General features: G+C 35.1%; 5 protein-coding genes. 2 read left to right on the forward strand and 3 right to left on the reverse strand.

Translation table 11 applies throughout. From position 1 onward, the window contains the following. Together ACIQXI_RS21865 and tnpA are read left to right on the forward strand one after the other, a co-directional pair. Positions 1–2,695 (forward strand): autotransporter outer membrane beta-barrel domain-containing protein (locus ACIQXI_RS21865; protein ID WP_402928619.1); only part of this gene is annotated, 2,695 nt, incomplete at its 5' end. Positions 2,696–3,179: 484 nt separating this feature from the next. Next, positions 3,180–3,629 carry an IS200/IS605 family transposase gene (gene tnpA / locus ACIQXI_RS21870; protein WP_402928621.1) on the forward strand — a complete coding sequence of 150 codons (450 nt, stop codon included), beginning with the start codon at positions 3,180–3,182 and terminating at the stop codon, positions 3,627–3,629. A 193-nt stretch (positions 3,630–3,822) separates the two neighbouring features. On the opposite strand, the gene ACIQXI_RS21875 is transcribed toward tnpA, so the two are convergent. The 3 genes from ACIQXI_RS21875 to ACIQXI_RS21885 form a co-directional block, all read right to left on the reverse strand. After that, positions 3,823–4,713: a tyrosine-type recombinase/integrase gene (locus ACIQXI_RS21875; protein WP_402928622.1), complete on the reverse strand. Its 891-nt coding sequence runs from the start codon at positions 4,711–4,713 to the stop codon at positions 3,823–3,825. 15 nt (positions 4,714–4,728) lie between these two features. Continuing rightward, the gene (locus ACIQXI_RS21880) at positions 4,729–5,568 is read right to left on the reverse strand and encodes a helix-turn-helix domain-containing protein (protein WP_402928623.1); all 840 of its coding nucleotides are present in this window, start codon (positions 5,566–5,568) and stop codon (positions 4,729–4,731) included. 215 nt (positions 5,569–5,783) lie between these two features. Continuing rightward, a partial coding sequence (locus tag ACIQXI_RS21885; RefSeq protein WP_402928624.1) for a hypothetical protein occupies positions 5,784–8,748 on the reverse strand: 2,965 nt, incomplete at its 5' end.

The following is an 8,748-nucleotide window of genomic DNA, read 5'->3' on the forward strand; positions in this document are numbered from 1 at the left end:
TACAGCTGTTAAACTTACAACTGCATCTGAACAAGGTGTAATCGGTAAAGAAGTAACTCTTAAAGCTACAGTAACAGTTCCAGAAGGCCAATCTAAAGAAAATGTTCCTGTGACTTTCAACATCGTTAACGATAAAAATACTAACGAAAAAATTGAAAAAGTAGCTTACACAAATGCTGAAGGCGTTGCTACTTATTCTTACACTCGTTATTATGCATCAGTTGATTCTGTAACTGCTTACGCAACAGATAAATCTACTGTATTCTCAAGTGCAAAAGTTTACTGGGCTAACGAAATTCAATTAGCTATCACAGAAAAAACTGCTGACACTGTATTATCAAACGGTGCTAAAAAAGTTTATGAAATCAATGCACCTCAAAAAGCTGGTCAATATGTATTTGTTGCATTCGAAAATAACCTTGGTGTAACAACTGACAAATTAACTCGTTCAGTATTTGTTGAAGGTACTGGTTTATGGACACAAAATTCAACAAATAATATCACAGAAACTCCTGCAACAACTGATCAATACCCATATGAAATTACAAACGGTGCTAACCGTGTAGTTCCTGTTTTACTTGATTCAAAAGGTAAAGCAAACTTAGTATTAAGCGGTACAAACGGTAAAGTTAAACCTGTAGTTTATGCTGGTGAATTAAAAACTAACTATAATTTCTACAACAACAATAACCCAGGTTCTAAAATTACTGATTTCGCAAACATTCTATACAGCCCAACAGCATTACAAGCAAAAGCTGCAGAAGTTTCATTTGAAATCAAACATACTTTAGGCTTAACTATTGAAGCTAAAGGTGTAGCGAACGCTGCAGTTGCTATTCCTGGAACAAAACAAACAGGTGGTCGTGATTACGTAGCTACTTATGTAGACAAAGATGGAAAACCAGCTAAAGCTGGCGATGTTGTATATGTTGCGCTTCCATATGATGCAAAACACGTTACTTATTTAGTTGATGCAGATGGTAATCAATTAACTCCTCATAGCCAAAAAGAAGGATACACTTACTATCAATTAGCAGTTAAAGGTAAAGAAGGTAAAGTTGAATTTACTGTTACTTCAGCTGATGAACAAGCATGGGCAGAACCATCAGTATTTATTAACAATGGTACTGGTCCAGATGCTAATAAAACATTCTTAGATGCATCGGATTTACAAGCTAAAGGTGCAGCTACTTACTTCACTAAAGAAATTCAATACCAAGCTGAATTAGAAGCACTTGATTCTAAAGGTGATGAAACTAAATCAGTATTAGCTGGTGGTTCTGAGTTTGTAGAATATAAATACAACTTACTTGACCAAAATGGTAAACCACGTGCATTTACATCTGCTACTAACGTATCATTTAATGTAACATCTGGTACAAGTGAATTAAAAGTAACTGGCGCTAATGAAGGCACTGTAACAGTTACTCCAGGTAATCCACGTACAGTAACAACTACAATTGCTGCTGGTGAATTATCTAAATCTATTAAAGTAACTTCTAATCAAGCTGGTTCAGTAACTGCATATGCAACAGCTTCACGTGTAGGTGCAGGAGTACTTCCATCTACTGATATGAAAACAGTTGTTTTTGCAGCTACATCTAATGTTGTAAAAACTGGTATTGTTACTAAGGTTGACAAGGAAGTTGTATACATTGACGGTATTCCATATAGCTTACTTGACGCATCTTACCTAAACAATGGTGCTGTAGTTCCTACATTAGCTGCTTTCAAAGCTGACTACTTAAAAGATGGTGCTACTGTAACTGTTTCTAAAGATTCAGAAGGTAAATTAACGTTTAACGTTACTGCTGTTGCTGGTTCAAATAATCCTGCGGGAGTATTAGCTGCTGTAAACAATGCCACTTCTTTAGATCAAGTTAAAGCAGCTTTAAGTACTGTAGAACAGTATCAAGCATTAACTTCTGCAGGTAAAGATCTGACAGCAAAAGCAATTTGGGCAAAAGTAAGTGTTGGTACTACGTTTGCAAACTATAATGCATTAGTAACTGATGCTGCTTTCGTTGCTCCAACCTTTACTGCTGCATATACAGTAGCTTCAGCTGGAACTCCAGTGACTCAAGCTACTATTACAGGTACTACAAACGGTACTTTAAAAATTGATTCAAATTCAAATTTAGCTGCTACAAACTATAATGGTTTGAAAGTTGAGTTAGTTGATGCTGATCAAACTACTACAACTACAACTGCTTCTTATGATGCAACATCTAAAACAGTTACTGTTGAATTAGCAGGTGTTACAACTGATGGTGTTTATGCTATAACTTCTACATTAGCAAATGTAAAAGCAGCTATCGAAGGATTAAAAGATGTTAATTTAAATGTTTCTGCAACTGATAATGATTTAACAAAATTAGCTCAAACAGAAGCTGCTGCTACATTAACTCTTGATAATGGTGTTGATAAAGTTGCTGCATCTAATGCTACGGTTGCTTTAACGTATACATCAGCTCCAGCAGTAACAGTAGGAGATAATGTATCATTCATCGTTGATACATCTGGTACAAAGGCTACAATTAGTGGTAGCGTTAAGTCTGTAGTAGGAAGTGTAGTTACAGTTGAATTTACTGTAGCCCCTACAATTACACCAGGTACTACTAAAATTGAAAAAGTTAAGGGTATTACAACTATTGACTTTAATGACATTAGCGCATCTGCAGTAATAATTAACTAATAACTAGTGTGAATAGCAATTTGCACAAATATTTCTAACAATTCTCTCCTTTTTATGAAAATAAATTGAGTGATGTTAGATAAAGAGAGTCCTTTGTGAGAGTAATCTCACATGGGGCTTTTCTTTTTAGTCCAATAATATTGGGGTATTCAAACTATTTAATTTTAAATGGACAAATACACACTTTTTTATACTTGAATTATTGGGGGCAGCTCCTTTATTCTATAGAACTTTTTTATAATTAAGTTAAACTTGGTAATAGCTATGTTTCTATATCCTTTAGACTCATGATGATGTATGATATTTGTTACCATCAAGGAGTGTTAAATGGGTTGCTGTACAGTGATGAATAACATGGTGTTAATCATTTGTAATAATGCTATTAAGGTGGTTCCGGAGAGTATTTAAATGTGGACAACAAAAAAACTCCAATCGTACAATAATATCAGGTCTAGTCAACCGATTTTGTACGAAAGGAGTTTAAATGAATAGTAAGAGTTTAGCACATACAACATGGAATTGTAAGTATCATATTGTCTTCGTACCGAAATATAGAAGGCAAGAAATTTATCGTCAAATCAAAGCTGAAATCGGAAGAATACTGCGGCAGCTGTGTGAAAGAAAAGGTGTAGAAATTGTTGAAGCCGCAGCTTGTCCAGATCATATCTACATGTTTGTGAAAATTCCTCCGAAACTAAGTGTTTCAACTTTCATGGGTTACTTAAAAGGGAAAAGTAGCGTTATGATTTTTGACCGGCATGCTCATTTAAAATACCAATTTGGTAATCGACAATTTTGGTGTCGAGGATACTTAGTGGATACAGTCATTCGAAATCGGAAAGTCATTCAAATGTATATTAAAAGACAATTACAAGAAGATATTCGTTATGATCAAATGTCAATAAATGAAATTATTGACCCTTTATTTGAGTAATTAAAACTCAGTCGCTCTAGCGGCTTGTTAAAAAGAGAATGATGGTTGGCAGACCTAACACCATGTCGGGAGACATGAGGTAGTAAGCTAGCGTTTCACGCGCCGAGAAACCCACCAGTTTTACTGGTGGGTTTTTATGCTGTTGAATCGTTATATTTACAATTATATTTGAATAAATATTCGCTGTTCAATGTCATTTCAACTTTGTCATAGCTGTTCTCAAATCATCTACTTTCAAATGTTGATAGCGAGCAGTGGAACGAGAGTCAGTATGGCCTAATAAAGTAGCGATATAATGTTGGTCTACGCCAAGTAGTGTTAAATGTGTTGCGGTACAATGACGGATAACATGGGGAGTTAAACGTTTTGTAATATTGCATTGTGCACCGATTTTTTTCAGTTTAATACGGATTTCGACACCGCTAACGGGCATGTTCCGACTTACGGGAGAAGGGAATAAATAGTCTGAGCCGTTATCTTTTGTTTTGTGTAAATAATCCTTCAATATTTGGCATAATTTCGGATGTAAAGGTAAATGAAGATCTCGTCCGCCTTTAATCCGTGGGAAGTATATTTTATTGTTTTTTATATCTACGTTTTCCTTTAGTAATGTTCGAGCAGCTGTTATTCTGGAACCTGTATAATATAATAAGCTGATTAATACATAGTAAAACTCAGAGTATTCTTTGGCTGTAGACAATACTAATGCCATTTCATCCATATCTAATATTTCGGGTAAAGGGATGTAAACATTTCGAGTCGATATGCCGGTTGTTGGGTCGACTTTAAAGTCTAACTCGATAACAAGATATTTGAAAAATGCTTTTAAACCGTAAAAATACCGATTAATAGAGTTAGGTTTATAATCTTGGTTACCTAGAAAATCTAGATATTCTAAGATATCATCTTTCGATATTTCTTCTGTTAAGATGTGACCATCATATAATTGGTAAATAAATGATGAGAATTTTTTTATATCATTGTCATAGCCGATAATGGTTTCTTCTGAATAATACTTTCTTTTTAAATGTTGCAGAAATTTTTTTGAGTACTTAGGTAAATCAAAGTCTGAATGGATAATCAAAGAGATATCAGCTCCTTAGCTAATGTTTTCTTGTATGTCTTGTAGTGCATTATGCTGATCGTAATTATGAACAAACCAATTTAGTTTTGTATCACAGTAGTTTAACTCCAAAGAAAGTAACTCTTTCGTTACTAAATATTGATGTTGTTGCCGATAGGACATATTAGGACTTAGCCATAGTATATTTACTATTTTCTGAGGTTCACTAATGTGCTGTAAGTTTTCTTCTGTCTGATAGAAAATCGAGCAATCACCTAACCAGCTTTCAAAAAGCGTTCGCTGTTTTCGATCGCTATATAATAGCTGAAGTTGCAATACATTATGCTCTACAACTAATTGAAAATATAATTGCTCATTGTGTAAGTTAATATAGCCCAAGTAGTTTTTTATATTTGTCTGCGGTTCTTCACTTTCTGAAAACCAATCATTTTTTATTTTCGAGATGTATTTTTTTATATCCGCAATATCGTATGGCGTTAGTAAATTGTAAAGTGCCTGTTGAGTTTGCTCCTTAAAGTCCTCAATAATGGAAGAACGAAAATCCTCATTTAATTTCATCAATAAACTATTTAATTCCATCATCTCATCTGTTAGTAGGGGAGGCTCTACTATTTGGCTAGGGTTTTCTATTTGTAATTGTAGTTCAGCTAATTCTGCATAGGGCACTTCAAAAAATTCCGCATACTTTTTCAATACTTTTTCAGAGGCATTTCTTGAGCCTTTTTCAATAAAACCTACATAACTATGCGAAATGCCTAATAAATCAGCTAACCCTGCAATCGTTAAATGATGCTTATGGCGGAGTCGTTTTAAGCGATTTCCTAGAGCGATGGCTTGACCTTGTTTGTTCACCATTTTCACTCCCCTCTATATTAATGTTGAAACTATGCAATACATTGCGAGGGATTTATGTGTTATTTAATGATGCACTATATTGGATAATTTCAATAACAGGATTTATATACTTTATTTATATTGTAGGTGAAAAAGAAAACCCCATGTATTGCTGTAAACAAGACATGGGTTTTCATTTTCACTCATTTACTAGATTAATCAGTTTGCAATAGTAACTATTTACTAGCAGATTTCATACCATATTCTACTTTTGAAATAAATGTTTCTATTGCTTGATTGAAAACTGCTTCTGCCCTATATAAAGTAGTCGTTGTTGCATCAGACTTTTCTAGCTCAGCTTTAGCTATTTTATATGCTTCAACAAATTCTTTAGCATCTTTTAGCTGAACAAATAGTTCCTCATCGGTAACATCAGATTTTTTTGTACTATCGGCATATACTTTTGGATTAATGTCACCAACTTTAACAATATCGCCAACAGCTAAATTGCCATCTTTATCTGCAATAGTTAGATTAACTTTATCAATTAAAACTCTTATTGCTTCTTTAGCCGCTGCTAAATCAGCATCCGCTTTTATTAATACAGATTTTTTGAATTCTTGTGATCTTTGAATTCCATCTGTAGTTGTTGTATCAACGTAAGTGAATGTCACGTCTCCATTTTGCGTGATATTCACTATCGATTGGAATTTACCTGTATTCACACCTGTTTCAGTGAATGTTAATGTAATATCTTGATCTGCATATTTAGCAGCGACCGTAAATGATTCGGCTGTTGTTGCAGATTTATTTAAATCAGCATCACTAATTTCAATCGTTAATTGGTAGTCAGTAGAAGATGATGTAATTGTCGCATTTTCTAAACCTTTGTTAGCTGAAATACCTGGCGTTACAGCAGAACCGCCTACTGTAACTGTAGTACTTGGGTTATTTGCTGTAATGGATTTATAAGTTGAACCAGCCGCTAATGTTAATTGTGTTACATTAGCCCCAACAATCACTGCATTATTCGAAGTACCTTCAAGTGCTATTCTTTGTACCCCATTACCAGAGATGATGATGTTACCGTTTAATGTGCCGTTTGTATTGACGAATCTAGCATTGCTATCCGTAATTGTAATATCACCAGTAATTGTACCAGCATTAATAAATGAAGAACCTGCTACATCGATAATGTTGACACCACCGGTAATTGTAGCTGTGTTATTAATATGGGCATTTGGAGCATTGACAGTTAATCCACCTGCTATCGTACCTGATAAATTGATTGTGATTGCTTTATCTGTGTTAATTGTTAAACCGCCAGTAGTAATATCTAATTTAAAATTCGTTTCTCCATTCGCAAGTGCTTGGTTGAATGAAGCTTGCGATTTAATAGGAGTTGGATTAGTTTCCGTACCAGTACCATTATTTCTATTATTTAAAATATATTTACCATCAGAAGTTAATGTAGCTGTTACTTCGTCACCATTAGATAAGGCAGCCTCAAATGTATTGTAATCTACTTGTGTACCAGCAATTTGGTATTGTGCTACATCAGCTGAATCGTAAGAATATGTGAAAGCGGCATTTGTAATTGCATTTTGAATTACAAACGTTTTTGTAGCCTTGTTGATAGATATGATATTACCAGTAGCGATTGCAGCCGTTGAAGATCTAGTAAATGTCACTGTTGCAGCTTGAGTAGGAATGAATCCACTTGCGCCTGTAACATTGACAGTCACTGTATCTGGGCTATCTGTCGTTACTCGTACAACTGCTTTACCATTACTATCAGATGTGACTTTATATGTTTTAGTGCTGCCTAGGTTTTGGAAGGCATTTAATACAGTGCCATTGATATCTTTTACAGTAGCATTACCAAACGTTGAAGATACATCAAATGCTAATTCATACGTAAACGTGTTGTTCGCAGCATTTAAATTTGGACGGTAAGGGAAGCCGTTTTGATCTACTGCTTGGTAAGTAATATATGCATCTGTACCAACAGTGGCAGACTTAATTTCTCTTCCATCTTTATCTGTTACTTCTAATTTAGCATTGGAAACTGTAGCTGGCTTGAAGTATGTGACATCTGCTACTACCTGTATGTCCGCTTTATCAAGCTCAACCGGTGATGTTTTACCAGCTGTATTTAAGAACACAGTTGGTTTGACAAAAGTTGTTGCTCCATGACCAGCTACACGGAATGTCGCTTTACCTTCTTTGCCAACTTTGATTGCTTTAACAGTACCTTTCGTCACTTTTGAAAAGGCCTCTCTAGCAGTAGTGAAGTAAACGTCGCCGTTAATATTACCATCTTCAAATGCTACATAAGCAGTTGTTCCTTCTGGCGCTAATTTCCCATCTTTGTCCGTTACAGTCACTGTATACGTACGGCCACCAATAGAATTCTCATTATATGCTTTCCCTACAGTTGCAAGACCTAAGAATGACTCAGCCGAATCAGCTACACCTTCTGCTACTACAGAAATTGCTAATCTATCAAGTCGAGTAAATTTAACAGTTGGTGCTTCGGCTTGCAATGCTAGTTTAGAATACGAGTTATTAACAGGTGTTGTAGGTGCATTGACGGATGATGGTAAATAGACGATTGGTGTTGCAGATAAGTTAGAACCGTAAATTGTAAATGTTGCTTCACCATTTGCATTTGTTTGCACTGTGGCAAAAACATCGCGACCTGTAGTTAATTCGTAAGGTGTTACAAATGAGCTTGAGTTGTGGTTTTGCACAAATACATTCGTAATTTTATCTGGCGCAACTTTGATGTTTTCTTTAATTGCAATATAGTAAGTTGTATTTTTCGCACCAGTTACTTTGTATGATTTTTTTGCGTTGTTTGCTAATTCATTACCAGTTGTGATTTCTGAAACTGCTAATTGAATTTTATCTGCCCAGTAAACTTTACCGCTAGATACGACAGAAGCTCGGTTGATTGAATACGCCGCAACTGTGTCTTCTGAATCGTAGTAACGAGTGTATGAATATGATGCAACGCCATCAGCGTTTGTATAAGCTACTGTTTCAATTTTTTCATTCGTTGTTTTATTGTTGACGATATTGAACGTTACCGGAATACCAGATTTATCTTGCCCTTCTGGCACTGTTACTTGTGCTCTTAAAGTTACTTCATTACCGATGACTCCTTGTACTGAAGCTGTTGTCATTTCGATTTTTGTT

The organism is Lysinibacillus sp. NPDC097195 (genome assembly GCF_044762075.1).
GTDB lineage: Bacteria > Bacillota > Bacilli > Bacillales_A > Planococcaceae > Lysinibacillus.

What these genes read in the sequence shown, in the direction of transcription:
- tnpA (WP_402928621.1), top strand. Translation starts at nt 3,180, where the DNA reads ATGAATAGTAAGAGTTTAGCACATACAACATGGAATTGTAAGTATCAT.
- ACIQXI_RS21880 (WP_402928623.1), bottom strand. Translation starts at nt 5,568, where the DNA reads ATGGTGAACAAACAAGGTCAAGCCATCGCTCTAGGAAATCGCTTAAAA.